Below are 17,472 nucleotides of genomic sequence, written 5' to 3'. Positions count from 1 at the left end.
GCAGGAAGAACGTGCCGCCCGGGCCAGGATCCCGCGGCAGGACGGGAGCTCTCCGTCGTTCTTCCTGAGTTGTGAACGGCTTGTCCGACCGCTGGGACGGTGGAAGGCTGCCGCCATGACGATCGAGGTGCGCCCCGCCACCGTCTTCGAGGACGTGGCGACGATGAACGGCCCGAAGCGGCCCGACGCGAGCGTCTGCTGGTGCCTGAGCTACCGCCTGCTCTCGTCGGTCGAGAACACCTCGCTGCGGTCCACGGCCCGCGGCGAGCGGATGCGCGAGCTCGTGGCTCAGGACCCTCCGCCCGGCGTGCTCGCCTACGACGGCGACGACGTGGTCGGCTGGGCGGCGGTGCATCCGCGGGCCGACACGAGCTACGCGAAGAACCGGCGCATCCCGCGCGTGGACGACCTCGATGTCTGGAGCGTCTGGTGCATCCGCGTCCGCCCCGGCTTCCGCAAGCGCGGGATCTCACACGCGCTGCTGGCCGGCGCCGTCGAGTTCGCCCGCTCGCACGGCGCGCCGGCGGTCGAGGGCTACCCGGTCGACAACGCCGGAGAGCGGGTCGAGCAGACGATGGCCTACGTCGGCACCCGCGCCCTCTTCGAGCGGGCCGGCTTCGAGAAGGCCGCGGACACCACCTCCGTGCTGAACGGCTTCCCGCGGGTGCTGATGCGCCTGCCGCTCTGAGGGAATACCCCGTCCCGGAACGAGGAACGGCCCCTCACCCGCGAGGGGAGGGGCCGTTCGCCGTGGAGGCCGGGACGTGGTGTCGACGCCTAGAAGTCCCAGTCCTCGTCCTCGGTGGTCACGGCCTTGCCGATCACGTAGGAGGAGCCGGAGCCCGAGAAGAAGTCGTGGTTCTCGTCCGCGTTGGGCGAGAGGGCCGACAGGATCGCGGGGTTCACATCGGTGACCTGCTTGGGGAACATCGGCTCGTAGCCGAGGTTCATCAGCGCCTTGTTGGCGTTGTAGTGCAGGAACTTCTTGACGTCCTCGGTCAGGCCGAGCTGGTCGTAGAGGTCCTGCGTGTACTGCGCCTCGTTGTCGTAGAGCTCGTAGAGCAGCGAGAACGTGTAGTCCTTGATCTCGTCGCGCTTGGCCTGGTCGACCCGCTCGAGTCCCTTCTGGAACTTGTAGCCGATGTAGTAGCCGTGCACGGCCTCGTCGCGGATGATCAGGCGCACGAGGTCGGCCGTGTTGGTGAGCTTGGCGCGCGAGGACCAGTACATCGGCAGGTAGAAGCCCGAGTAGAAGAGGAACGACTCCAGCAGCGTGGAGGCGACCTTCCGCTTCAGCGGGTCGTCGCCGCGGTAGTAGTCCATCACGATGGACGCCTTCTTCTGCAGGTTCGGGTTCTCCATCGACCAGCGGAAGGCCTCGTCGATGTCCTGGGTGTTCGACAGGGTCGAGAACACCGAGGAGTACGACTTGGCGTGGACTGACTCCATGAACGCGATGTTCGTGTAGACGGCCTCCTCGTGCGGCGTGATCGCGTCCGGGATGAGCGAGACGGCGCCGACGGTGCCCTGCACGGTGTCGAGCAGGGTGAGCCCGGTGAACACGCGCATGGTGAGCTGCTGCTCCTCGTGCGTCAGCGTGTTCCACGACTGGATGTCGTTGGACAGCGGGACCTTCTCGGGCAGCCAGAAGTTGCTCGTGAGGCGGTTCCACACCTCGACGTCCTTGTCGTCCTGGATCCGGTTCCAGTTGATCGCCTGGACGGAGTCGACGAGCTTGAGCTTCTCGGGGGGAGTCATGATTCCTTCTCGCTGCTGCGGATGGGTCGTGCGGGTGGGGGTGGGGCTGCGGGATCTACAGCATGCACGAGACGCACTGGTCGAGTTCGGTGCCCTCGAGTGCCATCTGGCGGATGCGGATGTAGTAGATCGTCTTGATGCCCTTGCGCCAGGCGTAGATCTGGGCTCGGTTGACGTCGCGGGTGGTCGCGGTGTCCTTGAAGAAGAGCGTGAGCGAGAGGCCCTGGTCGACGTGCTGCGTTGCAGCGGCGTAGGTGTCGATGATCTTCTCGTAGCCGATCTCGTACGCGTCCTGGTAGTACTCCAGGTTGTCGTTCGTCATGAACGGCGCCGGGTAGTAGACGCGGCCGAGCTTGCCCTCCTTGCGGATCTCGATCTTCGACGCGATCGGGTGGATCGAGGACGTCGAGTTGTTGATGTACGAGATCGAGCCGGTCGGCGGGACGGCCTGCAGGTTCTGGTTGTAGATGCCGTGCTCCATGACCGAGGCCTTGAGCGCGCGCCAGTCGTCCTGCGTCGGGATGGCGATGCCCGAGTCGGCGAAGAGGCGGGCGACGCGCTCGGTGGCCGGCGCCCACTCCTTCTCGGTGTAGGTGTCGAAGAACTCGCCCGAGGCGTACTTCGAGTCGGCGAAGCCCTCGAAGGTGGTGCCGCGCTCGATCGAGATCTCATTGGAGGCGCGCAGGGCGTGGAACAGCACCGAGTAGAAGTAGATGTTGGTGAAGTCGATGCCCTCCTCGGATCCGTAGTGGATCCGCTCGCGGGCGAGGTAGCCGTGCAGGTTCATCTGGCCGAGGCCGATGGCGTGCGACTTGTCGTTGCCGTCCTCGATCGAGCGGACCGAGGTGATGTGCGACTGGTCGGACACCGAGGTGAGGCCGCGGATCGCGGTCGCGATGGTGCGGCCGAAGTCGGGCGAGTCCATCGTCAGCGCGATGTTCAGCGAGCCGAGGTTACAGGAGATGTCCTTGCCGATCTGCGCGTAGGAGAGGTCCTCGTTGTAGGTCGTCGGGGTGTTGACCTGGAGGATCTCGGAGCAGAGGTTGGACATGTTGATGCGGCCCTTGATCGGGTTCGCCTTGTTCACCGTGTCCTCGAACACGATGTAGGGGTAGCCCGACTCGAACTGGATCTCGGCGATGGTCTGGAAGAACTCGCGCGCCGAGATCTTGGTCTTCTTGATGCGCGGGTCGTCGACCATCTCGCGGTACTTCTCCGAGAGGGAGATGTCGCCGAAGGGGATGCCGTAGACGCGCTCGACGTCGTAGGGCGAGAAGAGGTACATGTCCTCGTTGTTCTTCGCGAGCTCGAACGTGATGTCGGGCACGACGACGCCGAGGGAGAGCGTCTTGATGCGGATCTTCTCGTCGGCGTTCTCGCGCTTGGTGTCGAGGAAGCGGAGGATGTCGGGGTGGTGCGCCGAGAGGTACACCGCTCCCGCGCCCTGGCGCGCGCCGAGCTGGTTGGCGTAGCTGAAGCTGTCCTCGAGGAGCTTCATCACGGGGATGATGCCCGAGGACTGGTTCTCGATCTGCTTGATCGGGGCGCCGGCCTCGCGGATGTTCGAGAGCGAGAGGGCGACGCCGCCGCCGCGCTTGGAGAGCTGCAGCGCGGAGTTGATGCCGCGGGCGATCGACTCCATGTTGTCCTCGATGCGCAGCAGGAAGCAGGAGACGAGCTCGCCGCGCTGGGCCTTGCCGGTGTTGAGGAAGGTCGGGGTCGCGGGCTGGAAGCGGCCGGCGACGATCTCCTCGACGAGGGCGGTCGCGAGCGTCTCGTCACCCTGGGCGAGGCCGAGGGCGGTCATCACGACGCGGTCCTCGAAGCGCTCGAGGTAGCGCTTCCCGTCGAACGTCTTGAGCGTGTACGAGGTGTAGTACTTGAACGCTCCGAGGAAGGTCGCGAAGCGGAACTTCTTCGAGTACGCCAGGTCGTTGAGCTGCTGGATGAACTCGAACGAGTACTGGTCGAGCACGGCCTGCTCGTAGTACTCCTTCTCGACCAGGTAGTCGAGGCGCTCCTTGAGCGTGTGAAAGAACACCGTGTTCTGGTTGACGTGCTGCAGGAAGAACTCGCGAGCGGCCTCGCGGTCCTTGTCGAACTGGATCTCTCCGTTCGGGCCGTACAGGTTCAGCATCGCGTTGAGCGAGTGGTAGTCCATCTGTGCGGCGTCGCGGGGAGCGTCGATCACTGCTGCGTCCAAAACGTGTCCAATCCTTCGTCGACGGCGCGGACGTCGTCGGGTGTTCCGAATACTTCGAATCGATAGAGGTGCGGCACCTCGCACTTGCGGGCGATGATGTCGCCGGCGAGGCAGTACGCCTCGCCGAAGTTCGTGTTGCCGGCGCCGATGACGCCGCGGATCAGGGAGCGGTTGCACGGATCGTTGAGGAACCGGATGACCTGCTTGGGGACCGCTCCTCCGCCGTTGCCGCCGCCGTAGGTGGGGAGGACGAGCACGTACGGCTCGTGGACGTGGAGCGTGTCGAGGGCGGCTCCGTCGCGCCGGGCGTGGAGCGGGATGCGCTGCGCCGGTCGGCCGAGCTTCTCGATGAACCGGTGCGTGTTCCCCGAGCTGCTGGAGAAGTACACGAGCCCGCTCATCGTCCGGCCCCTCTCCTCGTCAGCTGCTGTTCTCGGTTCCGGCTCTGAGGTGCACGGGTGGTGAGCCGCAAGGCGGAGAAGGAAGCCGTGGCGGCGCTACGGCGCCCGCCGACAACGCCGCGGATCGCCGCCCGTGCGCCTCAGAGGGTCGCGATCTTGTCGGGGCGGAAGCCGGACCAGTGGTCGTCGTCCGTGATGACGACCGGCGCCTGGAGGTAGCCGAGGGCCTTGACGGCCTCGAGGGCCTTCTCGTCCACGGAGAGGTCGAACACCTCGTAGTCGATGCCCTTGCTGTCGAGGGCGCGGTACGTCGCGGTGCACTGGACGCAGGAGGGCTTGGTGTAGACCGTCACAGCCATGGGTGTCGCCTTTCGGAGGGGGTGTCCCGGTGCCGCTCCCCGACCGGCGGCTCGCGATGCGGGCGGGGTCGGAGGGTGGTCCGGGTGAGTTCTGGGTGCCGGTGGGGCTCTCGCTCCGACCTGCTCAGCAATACTACATATAGGGGGCGGGCCGGTGTCAGCCCACTAGACGTAGTAGTTACAGCCGTGTAGTTATCCACCGGTTCCTCCCCCGTTCATCCACAGGCCGGAGCCCGTGGAACCGCGGAAGGACGCGGATCCGGACGAACCATCCACAGGTGTGGACAGAAGGATCCCGTTCACTGTGTACAACGCGCCACGGCGTGTCGGCATGCCCGACCGGTGGGGTCCGCGCGGCGGCTCGACCACAAGATGTGGTGGTCGGATCGCATCGCGGGGCATGCCCGGACGGTACGCCCGACCACCGACACCGCGAACGGTCAGAGGAGCTGCGCGGCCCACTCCCGGGCGACGGCGCGCAGGTGCGGGAGCGGGTCCGCGAGTGCCGCGGACGAGGAGCCGGCCGCCTCCGTCAGCGACACCGCCGCGGTGAAGCCGGGGGTCGGCGCCGCGATCGCCCCGGCGACGAGGAGCGTCCGCGCCCCGGCCGCCTCGGCGAGCGCGAGGACGTGCACCGGGACCTTGCCGGCGGCGGACTGCGCGTCGAAGCGCCCCTCCCCCGTGATGACGACGTCTGCGCCCGCGAGGAGCGCCGGGAGCCCGATCGCCCGTCCGACGGCGTCGGCGCCGGAGGTCGGGTACGCGCCCCAGGCGAGCAGACCGAAGCCCGTCCCGCCCGCCGCCCCGGAGCCCGGCGCATCGGGATCCGCGTCCAGGTGCGCGGCGAGACGGCGGAGGCCGCTCTCGAGGAGGAGGACGTCGTCGGGGCCGGCCCCCTTCTGCGGTCCGAAGACGCGGGCCGCCCCGGAGTCGCCGAGCAGCGGGGTCGCGACATCGCTGAGCACGACCGCGCCTCCGGGCGGCAGAGGACGCAGCGCGCGGAGGTCGGCGGCGGCGAGCGCGGGCAGCGCACCGCCTCCCTCGCCGAGGTCGCGGCCGGAGGCGGTGGTGAAGCGGGCGCCGAGCTCGCGGAGTGCTCCGACTCCTCCGTCGGTCGAGGCGCTGCCGCCGATGGCCAGCAGCAGGGCGCGCGCCCCCGCGTCGAGGGCGGCGGCGATCGCGCGGCCGAAGCCGCGGGTGTGCGCGGTGAGCGGGCGGAGCGGGTCGAGCAGCGTGATGCCGCTCGTGGAGGCGAGCTCGACCACGGCGGTCCCGTCGGGGAGCAGCAGCCACCAGGCGCGGACCTGCCGGTCGTCCGGGCCGGGCACGACGACCTGCTGCCGAAGCGATCCCGGGACCGCGAGCGCGAAGGCGTCGACCGTGCCCTCTCCCCCGTCGGCCATCGGAGCGAGGACGACCTCGTCCCCCGGGCGCGCAGCGCTCCAGCCCTCGGCGATCGCCCGCGCGACCTCGACCGCGCTCGCCGACCCCTTGAACGAGTCGGGCGCGACGACCACCCTCAGCCTGCCCACGCGCCCAGTGTGGCACCGGGCCCGCGAGCCGTCGCCGACCGAGGGCCTCGCGGCCTCAGCGGTCGAGCGCCTCCGCGAGGCGCCGGGTGACCGCGCGCAGCTCGAGCTCGGCCCCGCGGACGCGCTCGTCGAGAGCCGCCGCCGTGTCGGCGGCCTGCTCGGCGGCCGCCGCGCCCGCCGACTCGGACGAGGCCCGCTCGGCCGCGACCGTCGCGCTGAGCTCGTCCAGCCCCGCCCGGAGGCCCGCCGACTCGTCGCGCAGCACGGCGACGTCGCCCTGCACCGCGCTCAGCTCGCCGCGCAGCCCGGCCACCTCGTCGCGCAGGGCGGCCGTCTCGGCGCGGAGCTCCTCCGTGCGCAGCCGCGCCTGCTCGAACCACGGCGCGACCAGCCGGTGCACCGCGTCGCGGAGCACGACGCCGCCGCGGCCGAGCCGGGTGGGCGCGGAGGCCGGATCCTGGAGGAAGTCGTGGTCAGTGGTCATCGTCGTGGTCCCGTCCGGAGAAGCGGCGGTGGAGCACGTCCATCGCCCGCAGATCCTTGTCCATGATGTCGGCCTCGAGGGTGGTGTCGGCGAGGCGGTCGGCGAGGCCCGGCCGGGAGCGGCGCTCGAGCGAGGCCTCGATCAGCTCGACGGAGCGCTCGAACGAGAGCGGTCCGCGCGCCGCGGCCCGGCCTCGCCGGCCGAGCGCCTCGAGGTCCACCGCCCCGCTCGCCACGTCCCGCATAGCCTCGAGGAGCGCAGGGGCGGAGCGGGTGATCTTGATGCAGTCGACGCCGTCGATGAGGAACTCCGCGACGCCGCTGGCCGCCGTCACGATGGGCACGGCGCCCGCCGCAGCGGCCTCGACCGGCGCGACGCCGAACGCCTCTCCGGCCCAGGTCGGGAAGAGGAACGCGTCGGCCCGGCCGTGCGCGGCGAGCACCTCGGCATGCGGGGTCGCCCCGTGGAACTCGACCAGGCCGGCGAGGCCCGCCTCGTCCGCTCGGGCGCGCCAGCCGTCCACGTCTCCGTCGCCGTAGAGGTCCACGCGGAAGTCGCGGGTCTCCTCCGCGAGAGACGCCGCCGCCTCCAGCACCAGCCCGACGCCCTTGTGCTCGCCGAGCGACGCGGCGAACGTGAACCGGGTGGTCCCGTCCTCGCGGTAGCGCCGCAGCTCCGCGGTGTCGGGCGGAACGGACACTCCGCGCCCGATCACCTCGACCTCGCCCAGGCTCAGCCCGCCGGCCTCGATCGCGTCGACGAGCGAGCGGCTGACCGCGACGATCTCGCCGCGGTCGAAGTGGTCGGGGGCCTGGGCGCCGTAGACGCGGAGCACGCGCTCCGGCAGCCCGTCGACCAGGGCGTTCGGGATGCGGTCGCCGAGGTTCCACATCCACGGGGCCTCCACCGCCCGCAGCAGGTCGATCAGCGCGAGGCCGCCGATCCCGAGCAGGTTGAAGGCCACCACGTGCGTCGGCGCGAAGTCGCGCAGCTCCTCGAGCAGGATGCGGGTGTTCTCGAACCGCGAGACGGCACTCTCGTGGTGCATCAGCTGAGCGATCTCGCCGCCGGTCTGCGGCAGCGGGAAGTAGGTGCGCAGGCTCAGCGTGCGGTGCACCTCGACGCCCGAGGGCTCCGGCGGCAGGTAGGTCGGCGTGGTCAGCACCCGCACGGTGTGGCCGCGGGCCGCCATCGCCTCCGCGACGCGCGCGCAGGTCATCTCGTACCCGCCGAGCACCTGCGGCGGGTAGAGGTTGCTCACGAACAGCAGGCGCATCAGCGCACGTCCCCTCGCGCGGAGGCGTCCGCCGCGATCCGCGCCGTCACCTCGGGGGTGTAGGCGGCGCGGGCCTGGCGGTCGTTGCCGCCGTCCCAGTAGTTGACGAGGTAGAGCCCGGACTGCTGCGTGCGCGGCACGAACGGGAACAGCTGGGCCCGGGGCTCGATCTGCGCGATCCGGTAGCCGGCGTCGACGGCTCGCACGTGCAGCCAGATGTCGTCGGCGTCCGGGGCGATCTCGCGGAACGCGTCCCCGTGAGCGGCGATCTCGCCGAGGAGCGGGGCGGGCAGCAGCTGCCCGGAGACGGAGGTGCCGAAGACGTCGGTCGATGCGCGCGTGTCGGCGACCGGGGTCCAGCTCGTGTACGGAGCGACGGCGCCGTCGACGATCCCCACCCGGTGGGCGCGGTAGCAGAGCACGGTCTCGAGGGGATAGCGCGAGCGGGCGTCGAGCAGGCCCTTCAGCCAGGTGCGCGGGTACACGATGTCGTCGTCGGAGGTGACGAGGTCGCGCTCCCCCGCCCGGCCCGAGAGCAGGTGCGGGTAGTACTTCGTGTGCACGCGGTAGCCGTCGACCAGGCGGATCTCGACGCCGCGGCGGCGGAGGCGGCGCAACGGCGCGGGCAGGTCGGCGTGCAGGGCCGGGTCGTCGAGCCAGAGCACCAGGCGCGCGGGCCGGGCGTCGCCGCGGGCGATCGACTCGAGCGCCACGTGGACCCGCTGCAGCCGCTCGCCGTGCGTGGTCATCGTCACCACGACCTCGCCCGCCGGATCGACCGCGGAGCGGCGGGAGAAGCGGTTGGCCAGGGCGAGCAGCAGCAGCTCGCGCCGGAGCGCGGGCGAGGGGTGGTCGATCGGCCGGGCGGCGACCACGGCGGCGCGGCGCTCCGAGAGGCGCTGAGGGGCGGTCCGGACGACCCGGGCCGCGGAGCGCAGCCGAGTGCGGGGGCGGACGCGGCGGCCCAGCGCCGCGAGGCGCGTGCGGGGCCGGACGCGCCGGCCGACGGCGGCGAGAGCGGGATGCATCGGTCCAGGTTAGCCGGAGGCGTCCGGACGCCCGGCTCCCGTCAGGGCTCGTCGACGACCGCGAAGGCCCGCACCGGGAAGGTGCCGAAGCCCCGCACCTTCGGCGGCACGGCGGTGAAGCGCGCCCCCGTCGCGGGCAGCCCGCCCATGCCGGTGAGGTGCTCGACGACGTGCACTCCCGCGGCGAGGAGGGCCGAGTGCGCGGGCCGCGATCCGCCCGACTCCGTGTCGTCGATGTTCACCGAGTCGATGCCGACCAGCACAGCCCCGCCGGCGACGAGCGCCTCCGCCGCCTCGCCGCGGAGGAAGGGGGCGCCCCTGCCGTACCCGGGCGTGGCGAAGTGCGCGTCCCAGCCGGTGCGGAGGAGGACGGCGGCGCCGCGGACGTCGAGTCCCGCGACCGAGTCCGCGCCGATGCCCCGTCCGGCGGCTCCTGTCGCGTCGACCACGACGGCCGGCAGGTCGACCAGCGTCTCGAGGCGGAGCGCGGCGAGATCGGCTCCGCCCTCGTAGCGGTGGAACGGGCTGTCGAGGTAGGTGCCGGTGTTGCCGATCATCTCGATGACGTCCATGGCGAACTCGGTACCGGGGGCGTAGGAGGCGCGGGACGCCTCGCGGGTGAGGTGCGGCCGGATGCGCGGAGCGGGCAGGCCCGGGTAGGTCACCAGCCCGTCCGCGACGGTGTGGCTGAGGTCGACGAAGCGGCGCGAGGAGGTCATGCGCCCGATCCTGGCAGGGGCCGGATCGGGCGCACCATCGAGATGCCGCCCCTCGGGGCGGTGTTCCCGCCTCTACTTCCTGGGCAGCGCCGCCGCCAGGTCCGCGATCAGGTCGGACGAGTCCTCGAGGCCCACCGAGAGGCGCACGAGCGACTCCGAGACCTCCAGCGGCGTGCCCTTCACTGACGCGTGCGTCATCTCGCTCGGGTAGCCGATCAGGGACTCGACGCCGCCCAGCGACTCCGCGAGCTGGAACAGCTCGGTCGACTCGGCGAACTTCCGGGCGGCGCGCGGCGTCCCGAGCTCGAGCGAGAGCATCCCGCCGAACCGCGACATCTGGCGCTTCGCCAGCTCGTGGCCGGGGTGCGAGGGCAGGCCCGGGTAGTGCACGGCCGTGACCGCCGGGTGCTCGACGAGGAACTCGGCGACCGCCTGCGCGTTGATCGAGTGGCGCTCCATCCGCACCCCGAGGGTCTTGATGCCGCGGACCGTGAGCCAGGCGTCCATCGGGCCCGAGATCGCTCCGACCGCGAACTGCAGGAACGCGATCTTCTCGGCCAGCGGACCCGAGCGCAGCGCGAGCGCGCCGCCGACGACGTCCGAGTGGCCGCCGAGGTACTTCGTGGTCGAGTGCACGACCACGTCGGCACCGAGGGCCAGCGGCTGCTGCAGGGCCGAGGAGGCGAAGGTGTTGTCGACGACGACGATCAGGTCGTGCGCGTGGGCCAGGTCGGCGAGCTCGGCGATGTCGCTGATGGTCATCAGCGGGTTCGACGGGGTCTCGACCCAGAGCATCTTCGTCTCGCCGGGGACGATCGCCCGCTGCACCTCGCGGAGGTTCGACATGTCGACGGCCGTGTTGCGCACGCCCCAGGCGCTGTGCACCCGGTCGATCAGGCGGTGGCTGCCGCCGTACGCGTCGTTGCCCAGGACGACGTGGTCGCCGGGCGCGAGGACGGCGCGCAGCAGGGTGTCCTCGGCGGCGAGGCCGGAGGAGAAGGAGTAGGCGACGTCGGCGCCCTCGAGCGACGCGATCAGCTCCTGGAGCGAGTCGCGCGTCGGGTTCGCCGAGCGGGCGTACTCGTAGCCGCCTCGGAGACCGCCGATGCCGTCCTGGACGAACGTGGAGGTCATGTAGACGGGCGGCACGACCGCGCCGGTGGTCGGATCGAACTCCTGACCGGCGTGGATGGCGCGGGTGTCGAAGTGCTGCTTCTTGGGCATGGTGCGGGCTCCCTGGGTCGGAGGTGCGAGGGCGGCGGCCGTCAGGCCGTGGCGTAGGTGAGGAGGTCCTGTCGGGTGATCACCGCGACGGGCTTGCCCTCGTCGGTGACGAGGAGGGCGCTGTGCTCGGTGAGCGCGGCGCGGGCGGCGGTGATGCTCTCGCCGAGCCCGATCAGCGCGAGCGCGTCGCCCACGCAGTCGCCGAGCGGATCGTTCATCGAGGCGGAGCCGGCGAAGACGCGGTCGAGCAGCTCGCGCTCGTCGACGGCTCCCACGACCTCGCCCATCACGACGGGCGGTTCGGCGGTCAGCACCGGCAGCTGCGAGACGCCGTACTCGGTCATGATCCCGATCGCGTCGCGGATCGTGTCGGTCGGGTGGGCGTGCACGAGCGCCGGGAGGTCGGCCTGCCCGCTCGCCGCCCGCGCGCGGAGCACGTCGCGGACGGTGCCCTCGTCGCGCATCTCGAGGAAGCCGTAGGAGCGCATCCAGCGGTCGTTGAAGATCTTGCCGAGGTAGCCGCGCCCGCCGTCCGGCAGCAGCACGACGACCACGTCGTCCGGCCCGAGATCGGCGGCGGCCTTGAGCGCGACGGAGACGGCGAGCCCGCTCGACCCGCCGACGAGCAGCCCCTCCTCGCGGGCGAGGCGGCGGGTCATCGCGAACGACTCGGCGTCGCTCGAGGCGATGATCCGGTCGACCACGCTCGGGTCGTACGCGCTCGGCCAGAAGTCCTCGCCGACGCCCTCGGTGAGGTACGGGCGTCCGCCGCCGCCGGAGTAGACCGAGCCCTCGGGGTCGGCGCCGACGATCTGCACGCGGCCCTCCGACACCTCCTTGAGGTAGCGGCCGACTCCGCTGATGGTGCCGCCCGTGCCGACTCCCGCGACGAAGTGGGTGAGCCGGCCGGCGGTGTCGCGCCAGATCTCGGGGCCCGTGGTCTCGTAGTGGCTGAGCGGGCCGTTGAGGTTCGCGTACTGGTTGGGCTTGAAGGCGCCGGGGATCTCGCGGGCGAGGCGGTCCGAGACGGAGTAGTAGGAGGCGGGGTCCTCCGGAGCGACGGCCGTCGGCGTCACGACGATCTCGGCCCCGTAGGCGGTGAGGACGTTGCGCTTGTCCTCCCCCACCTTGTCCGGCAGCACGAACACGCAGCGGTAGCCGCGCTGCTGCGCGACGAGGGCGAGGCCGATGCCGGTGTTGCCGCTGGTCGGCTCCACGATGGTGCCGCCGGGCTTCAGCAGCCCGTCGCGCTCGGCGGCGTCGATGATGCGGGTCGCGATGCGGTCCTTCGACGAGCCGCCGGGGTTCAGGTACTCGACCTTCACCAGCACGGTCGCCTCGACGCCCGCCGCGACCGGGCCCAGCTTCACCAGAGGGGTGTCGCCGATGAGGTCGAGGACCGAATCGGCGTACGCCATCCCGGTCTCCGGGCGTGCGGGAAGTGCGCGATCCAGGCTCATCCCGCCAGCGTAGCAACCGGCTCCGGGCGTGTGACGGGGGTGGGCGGAGGCACAGGGAACGGTCTCGGGACGGGAGTGCCGCCGGTCGCCGGTGCCCTATCGTGGGAATCCGCGAGCGCCGCCGTCGACCCGGAACGGACCCCGAATGACCTCACCGATCGCCGCACCGCCGCGGCGTCCGGCCGACATCCACCTCCTCCGCCTGCTCGGCCCGGCGCTGGTCGCCGGAGTCGCCTACCTCGACCCGGGCAACGTCGCCAGCAACATGACGGCCGGCGCCCGGTTCGGCTACCTCCTGGTCTGGGTGGTGGTGCTCGGAAACCTGATGGCCTGGCTCATCCAGTACCTCTCGGCGAAGCTCGGCCTGATGACCGGCCGCAGCCTCCCGGAGCTGCTCGGCGACCGCCTGCGCGGCCGCTGGGGCCGCCGGGCCTACTGGCTGCAGGCCGAGACGGTCGCGATGGCGACCGACCTGGCCGAGGTGATCGGCGGCGCGATCGCGCTGAACCTGCTCTTCGGACTGCCGCTGCTGGCCGGCGGGCTGGTCACCGGCGCGGTCTCGCTGGTGCTGCTGCTCGTGCAGACGCGGGGCGGCGCGCAGCCGTTCGAGCGGGTGATCACGGGACTGATGGTGCTGATCGCCGTCGGCTTCACGGTCGGCGTGGTCGTCGATCCGCCGGACGCGGGCGCGACCGTCGCCGGGCTCGTGCCGCGCTTCGAGGGCTCGGAGTCGGTGCTCCTCGCCGCCTCGATCCTCGGCGCGACCGTGATGCCCCACGCGATCTACGCCCACTCCGCGCTCGCCCGCGACCGCTTCGGCCACGTCGAGGGCGTCGGCGCGCGCCGGAGGATCCTCGTCGCCACGCGGATCGACGTCACGATCGCGCTCGCCATCGCCGGCACCGTGAACCTCGCGATCCTGCTCCTCGCCGCGCACTCCCTCGCCGGAGTCGCCGGGACCGACAGTCTCGAGGGCGCCCACGCGGCCATCGGGGCTGCGCTCGGACCGGTGGTCGCGACCCTGTTCGCCGTCGGCCTGCTCGCCTCCGGCCTCGCCTCGACCTCGGTCGGCGCGTACGCGGGCGCCGAGATCATGCACGGGCTGCTCCAGGTGCGGGTGCCGCTGGTCGCCCGTCGTCTGGTCACGCTCATCCCGGCGCTCCTGGTGCTCGCGATCGGCTTCGACCCGACGCGGGCGCTGGTGCTCAGCCAGGTCGTCCTGTCGTTCGGCATCCCCTTCGCGCTCGTGCCGCTCGTGATCCTGACCCGCGACCGGCGCCTGATGGGCGACCAGACGAACCGCTGGTTCACGACCCTCGCCGCCGCCCTGGCCGCCGTCTTCCTCATCGTCCTGAACGGCCTGCTGCTCTGGCTCACCTTCGCCCCCTGAGCGGAGCAGCGGCGCGTCCCGCTGATCGAGCAGACCGCTCCGCGGGCGTCTCGAGATCCCCCTCTGACCGCGCATTGATCCGATCCGAAGCCTCGCTCGTTATCCTCTGAGAGCGCCTCTCAGGCGCCTGCGCCCGCCACAGGCGCCTTCCGCCCTCAGAACGAGAGACGCCGCCGTGCCCAAAGACACGATGTCCGCCAAGAACCGCGCCCGACAGGAGAAGCTCGAGGCCTACAAGCGCGAGCAGGACCGCCGCAAGCGCGGCTCCCGCATCTGGATCTGGTCGCTGTCGGCCCTGGCCGTCCTCGCGGTCGGCGGGATCGTCGCGGTCACCGTCTTCGGGAACCAGCAGATCGTCGAGGCGCGCGAGATCGACGGCCTGCAGACCTTCGACAACGACGCCACCCACGTCGCCGGCGCCGTCGACTACCCGCAGACCCCGCCGGCCGGCGGACCGCACAACGCCGTCTGGATGAACTGCGGCGTCTACGACCAGCCCGTCCCGAACGAGAACGCGGTGCACGACCTCGAGCACGGCGCCGTCTGGGCCACCTACGACCCCGAGCTCCCGCAGAGCGAGGTCGACGCGCTGATCGCCGCGATGCCCGACACCTACTCCGTCGTCTCGCCCTACGAGGGCCTCGAGTCGCCCATCGTGCTGAGCGCCTGGGACGCCCAGGTCGCGATCGACTCGCCCGAGGACCCCCGCATCGACGCCTTCGTCGAGCGCTTCTGGCAGTCCTCGAGCGCTCCGGAGCCCGGCGCGCCCTGCACCGGAGGGATCGATGCGCCCGGCAAGCAGTAGGGGCCGGATCCTCGTCGCCGCGGTCGCCGTGGTCGCGCTCCTCCTCGGGGCGGCCGGCGGCTACCTCTTCGGCGCGCTCGCCCCGTTCGCCTCCGCGGCGACACCCTCGAGCACGAGCGCCGAAGCGGGCTTCGCGCGCGACATGCAGGTGCACCACCTCCAGGGCGCGGAGCTGGCGATGATCGCCCGCGAGCGCAGCACCGACGACGAGGTCCTCACCGTCTCGAAGGACATCCTGCTCACCCAGCAGCAGCAGGCCGGGCAGCTCTTCGGCTGGCTGAACTCGTGGGGCCTGCCGCAGGCGGCTCCGGAGCCGTCGATGACCTGGATGGGCCGGCCGACCCTGGCCGGAGCCGCCGACGAGCACTCGTCGATGGGGATGGGGACCGAGGACGGCGTCGTGCCCGCGAGCATGCCCGGTCTCGCGACACCGGACCAGATCACCGCCCTCAGCAGTGCGTCCGGCCGCGACTTCGACCGGATGTTCCTCGAGCTGATGATCGCCCACCACCGCGGCGCGATCGACATGGCCGAGGCGCTGCTCGCCCGCAGCCGGGTGACGGTCGCCACCGACTTCGCCTCCTCCGTCGTGAAGGCCCAGGAGGCCGAGATCTCGCTGATGGAGCAGATGCTCGAGGACCGCCCGGCGGAGTGAAAGCCTCCGCAGCGCGCGACGTCGGCTGAGAGCGGTGTGCCTGCGCCACTGCGGACGGGCACGTGCTCTCCGGCGACGTCGTGCACGGAACCGGGGACGGCGCCGGCGGCGAGCAGCCCCGCGGGAACCGGCCGCCGATCCGAGGCTCAGCCCTGGAGGGCCGACTCCGTCTGCTGGGCGTAGAGCGACGCGTAGAGGCCGCCGAGGCCGAGCAGCTCGCGGTGGGTGCCCGACTCGACGATCCGGCCGCCCTCGACCACGTGGATGACGTCGGCCGAGACGATGGTCGAGAGCCGGTGGGCGATCGCGATGGTGGTGCGGCCGCGGGCGGCGTCGTCGAGCGCGGTCTGCACGATCCGCTCCGAGACGGTGTCGAGGGCGCTGGTCGCCTCGTCGAGGATGAGGACTGCCGGGTCCTTCAGCAGGACGCGGGCGATCGCGAGCCGCTGCTTCTCGCCTCCGGAGAGCCGGTAGCCGCGCTCGCCGACCAGGGTGTCGTAGCCGTCGGGGAACGACGTGATCGTCGCGTGGATGTTCGCGGCGCGGGCGGCCGCCTCCAGCTCCTCCTGCGTCGCGTCGGGGCGGGCGTAGCGGAGGTTGTCGCCGATCGTCGCGTGGAAGAGGTAGGTCTCCTGGCTGACGATGCCGATGTGCGAGACGAGCGACTCCTGCCGCAGCTCGCGCACGTCGGAGCCGGCGAAGCGCACCGCTCCCCCGGCCACGTCGTAGAGGCGCGGGACGAGGTACGAGATGGTGGTCTTGCCCGCACCGGAGGGACCGACGAAGGCGACGAACTGGCCCGGCTCGATCGCGACCGAGACGTGGTCGAGCGTCGGGCGCGCGTCCTCCGCCTGGTCCGGGTAGCGGAACACCACGTCGTCCAGCTCCACCCGGCCGAGCTCGCCCGAGACCTCGCGCGCGTCGGCCCGGTCGGTGATCGCCGGGCGGAGGTCGAGGTACTCGAAGATGCGGGCGAAGAGCGCTCCGGCCGTCTGCAGGTCGAGCGCGACGCGCATCAGGCCCAGGAGCGGCCACATCAGGCGCGCCTGCACAGTGGTGAAGGCCACGACGGTTCCGGCGGTGACGGTGGTGCCGCCGAGGATCAGCCAGGCGGCCACGAGGTACACGATCACGGGGATGACGGAGAGGAAGATCTGCACCATCGCGAAGAACCACTGGCCGGACATCTGCTGCCGCACCTGGAGCTCGATCTGCCGGCCGTTCTCGTCGGCGTAGCGCGTCACCTCCGACTCCTGGCGGCCGAAGCTCTTGGCCAGGAGGATGCCCGAGACGCTCAGGGTCTCCTGGGTGATCGCGGTCATCTCGGACAGCGACTCCTGCGTCTTCGTCGCGATGCGGGCCCGGACCTGGCCGACGCGGCGCTGGGCCACGACGAGCACCGGAGTGAGGACGAGGGCGACGATCGTCATCTGCCACGAGAGCAGGAGCATCGCGACGACGGCCGCGATCACCGTGACGGTGTTGCCGAGCACGCTCGAGACCGTGTTCGTGAGCACGTTGGCCACTCCGCCCACGTCGTTCGCGAGGCGCGACTGGATGACGCCGGTGCGGGTGCGGGTGAAGAAGCCGAGCTCCATCGCCTGCAGGTGGCGGAAGAGGCGGATGCGCAGCTCCCCCATGACCGTGTTGCCGACGGTCGCGGTGAGGTAGGTCTGCCAGACGCCGAGGATCGCCGAGAACGCCCAGACCAGCACCATGACGCCGACCAGCTCGAGCAGCACGGGGAGGTTCGGGCGTCCGCCGGGCGGGAAGAGCCCGCGGTCGAAGGCCAGCTGGGTGAGGAGCGGGGGCACCACCGTGAGGGCGGCGCCGACGAGCACGAGGATCACGGTGAGCGTGAGCCTGGGGCGGTGGTCGCGGAAGAGCCCCGCGATGCGCCGGAGCAGGTCGTCGACCTTCGGAGCCGCCGCGTTGATCTCCCGCTGGCTGTCCGGATCGCTGCTCGAGATCCTCCCGCCGCGCGCCCCTCCGCGCATCCCGCCGCCTGCCGCGACGTCACCCATCCTGCTCACGGCTCGACCCTAGCCCCGCCCGCCCCCGGACCCCCGCCCTTCCGCCCACGGCGAAGTCGTGCAAGCCCGCGCCGCGCCCCGCCGGCCTCGCGCGCCGTCGCGCAGCCGATCGCCCGTGCCGCGTCTCCCTCTGATCACCGGGCCT

Annotated in this window: 16 protein-coding genes; 4 read left to right on the top strand and 12 right to left on the bottom strand. The window is 71.5% G+C overall.

Annotated elements, in window-relative coordinates; translation table 11 throughout:
* Positions 1-115 precede the first annotated feature (115 nt).
* Positions 116-688, top strand: coding sequence for a GNAT family N-acetyltransferase (locus GSU45_RS04305; protein ID WP_159912992.1), 573 nt, complete (start codon positions 116-118; stop codon positions 686-688).
* Positions 689-777: 89 nt separating this feature from the next.
* Here GSU45_RS04305 and nrdF read toward each other — a convergent pair whose 3' ends face one another.
* The 11 genes from nrdF to GSU45_RS04250 all read right to left on the bottom strand — a co-directional run bounded on the left by nrdF (position 778) and on the right by GSU45_RS04250 (position 12,402).
* Positions 778-1,758, bottom strand: a complete 981-nt coding sequence (gene nrdF / locus GSU45_RS04300) for a class 1b ribonucleoside-diphosphate reductase subunit beta (protein WP_159912990.1) — start codon at positions 1,756-1,758, stop codon at positions 778-780.
* A gap of 55 nt (positions 1,759-1,813) precedes the next feature.
* Positions 1,814-3,919 carry a class 1b ribonucleoside-diphosphate reductase subunit alpha gene (gene nrdE, locus GSU45_RS04295; protein ID WP_159916868.1) on the bottom strand — a complete coding sequence of 702 codons (2,106 nt, stop codon included), beginning with the start codon at positions 3,917-3,919 and terminating at the stop codon, positions 1,814-1,816.
* A 26-nt stretch (positions 3,920-3,945) separates the two neighbouring features.
* Complete coding sequence (gene nrdI, locus GSU45_RS04290; RefSeq protein WP_104224357.1) at positions 3,946-4,362, bottom strand: class Ib ribonucleoside-diphosphate reductase assembly flavoprotein NrdI; 417 nt, start codon at positions 4,360-4,362, stop codon at positions 3,946-3,948.
* Positions 4,363-4,502: 140 nt separating this feature from the next.
* Positions 4,503-4,721: a glutaredoxin-like protein NrdH gene (gene nrdH / locus GSU45_RS04285; protein WP_068255139.1), complete on the bottom strand. Its 219-nt coding sequence runs from the start codon at positions 4,719-4,721 to the stop codon at positions 4,503-4,505.
* A 440-nt stretch (positions 4,722-5,161) separates the two neighbouring features.
* Entirely contained in the window at positions 5,162-6,244 is a 1,083-nt protein-coding gene (locus GSU45_RS04280) for a glycerate kinase (RefSeq protein WP_208543523.1), read from the bottom strand.
* Positions 6,245-6,308: 64 nt separating this feature from the next.
* Positions 6,309-6,737, bottom strand: a complete 429-nt coding sequence (locus GSU45_RS04275; RefSeq protein ID WP_159912986.1) for a hypothetical protein — start codon at positions 6,735-6,737, stop codon at positions 6,309-6,311.
* Positions 6,727-8,013 (bottom strand): glycosyltransferase, encoded by a 1,287-nt coding sequence (locus tag GSU45_RS04270; protein ID WP_159912984.1) that lies wholly within the window; start codon positions 8,011-8,013, stop codon positions 6,727-6,729. Before GSU45_RS04270 ends, GSU45_RS04275 begins: the two co-directional genes overlap by 11 nt.
* Positions 8,013-9,041, bottom strand: a complete 1,029-nt coding sequence (locus GSU45_RS04265) for a glycosyltransferase (protein WP_159912982.1) — start codon at positions 9,039-9,041, stop codon at positions 8,013-8,015. The genes GSU45_RS04270 and GSU45_RS04265 overlap by 1 nt, the downstream gene beginning before the upstream one ends.
* A 41-nt stretch (positions 9,042-9,082) precedes the next feature.
* Entirely contained in the window at positions 9,083-9,760 is a 678-nt protein-coding gene (locus GSU45_RS04260; protein WP_159912980.1) for a cyclase family protein, read from the bottom strand.
* A 72-nt stretch (positions 9,761-9,832) separates the two neighbouring features.
* Entirely contained in the window at positions 9,833-10,984 is a 1,152-nt protein-coding gene (locus GSU45_RS04255) for a cystathionine gamma-synthase (RefSeq protein ID WP_159912978.1), read from the bottom strand.
* Between the two features lie 41 nt (positions 10,985-11,025).
* Positions 11,026-12,402 (bottom strand): cystathionine beta-synthase, encoded by a 1,377-nt coding sequence (locus GSU45_RS04250; protein ID WP_159916866.1) that lies wholly within the window; start codon positions 12,400-12,402, stop codon positions 11,026-11,028.
* Between the two features lie 187 nt (positions 12,403-12,589).
* Between GSU45_RS04250 and GSU45_RS04245 the strand changes: the two genes are divergently transcribed.
* The 3 genes from GSU45_RS04245 (at position 12,590) to GSU45_RS04235 (ending at position 15,294) form a co-directional block, all read left to right on the top strand.
* Complete coding sequence (locus GSU45_RS04245; protein ID WP_159912975.1) at positions 12,590-13,834, top strand: Nramp family divalent metal transporter; 1,245 nt, start codon at positions 12,590-12,592, stop codon at positions 13,832-13,834.
* Positions 13,835-14,009: 175 nt separating this feature from the next.
* Positions 14,010-14,639 (top strand): DUF3105 domain-containing protein, encoded by a 630-nt coding sequence (locus GSU45_RS04240; RefSeq protein WP_244248211.1) that lies wholly within the window; start codon positions 14,010-14,012, stop codon positions 14,637-14,639.
* Positions 14,620-15,294: a DUF305 domain-containing protein gene (locus tag GSU45_RS04235; RefSeq protein WP_159912973.1), complete on the top strand. Its 675-nt coding sequence runs from the start codon at positions 14,620-14,622 to the stop codon at positions 15,292-15,294. The genes GSU45_RS04240 and GSU45_RS04235 overlap by 20 nt, the downstream gene beginning before the upstream one ends.
* A 146-nt stretch (positions 15,295-15,440) precedes the next feature.
* Here the strand turns inward: GSU45_RS04235 and GSU45_RS04230 are convergent, their stop codons facing one another.
* Complete coding sequence (locus GSU45_RS04230; RefSeq protein WP_159916862.1) at positions 15,441-17,318, bottom strand: ABC transporter ATP-binding protein; 1,878 nt, start codon at positions 17,316-17,318, stop codon at positions 15,441-15,443.
* Positions 17,319-17,472 lie beyond the last annotated feature (154 nt).

It is taken from the genome of Rathayibacter sp. VKM Ac-2801 (genome assembly GCF_009834245.1).
Classification (GTDB): domain Bacteria; phylum Actinomycetota; class Actinomycetes; order Actinomycetales; family Microbacteriaceae; genus Rathayibacter.
Note: the sequence above shows the minus strand (reverse complement) of the source record. Positions and strands in the feature narration are given on the sequence as shown.